The following is a 403-nucleotide window of genomic DNA, read 5'->3' as shown; positions in this document are numbered from 1 at the left end:
AGCTCCGAGCCCTGGCCGCCGACCTCGACGTGCAGGCCGTGGACCGCCGCGACGGGCTCGTGGCCGACGGCGAGCTGCCGCCGGGCTGGCCGCTTCCGTACGTGGCGCTCGAGACCCTTCAAGGCCTGGCTGACCGGGCGACCGAACGCCTGGAGGAGCAGGCCGACCTCGACCCGGCGTACGGCGCGGCGCCCACCCTGCCCGGTCGGGCCGAGCGCGCCGGCGCGTGGCTCGTCGAGCTCGCCACGCAGGGCCGGCGCGTCCTCGTCACCACCGACCAGGCCAGCCGCGTCGGCGAGCTGCTGGAGGAGGCGGGCCGGCCGACCACCCCCGTCGCGGAGCTGCGGGAGGTGCCGCCGGAGGGCGCCATCGGGCTGGTGCATGGATCGCTTTCGGGTGGCTT

1 protein-coding gene is annotated in these 403 nt (G+C 77.2%); it reads left to right on the top strand.

Features of this window, described 5'->3' with window-relative positions; all coding sequences use genetic code 11:
- A partial coding sequence (locus I6F37_RS42930) for a hypothetical protein (RefSeq protein ID WP_225154820.1) occupies positions 1-403 on the top strand: 403 nt, incomplete at both ends.

Origin of the sequence: Bradyrhizobium sp. NBAIM08 (assembly GCF_020193935.1) — a bacterium.
Lineage (GTDB): Bacteria > Pseudomonadota > Alphaproteobacteria > Rhizobiales > Xanthobacteraceae > Bradyrhizobium > Bradyrhizobium yuanmingense.
The sequence above is the reverse complement of the archived record's forward strand: the minus strand, read 5'-3'. Positions and strand labels throughout refer to the sequence as shown.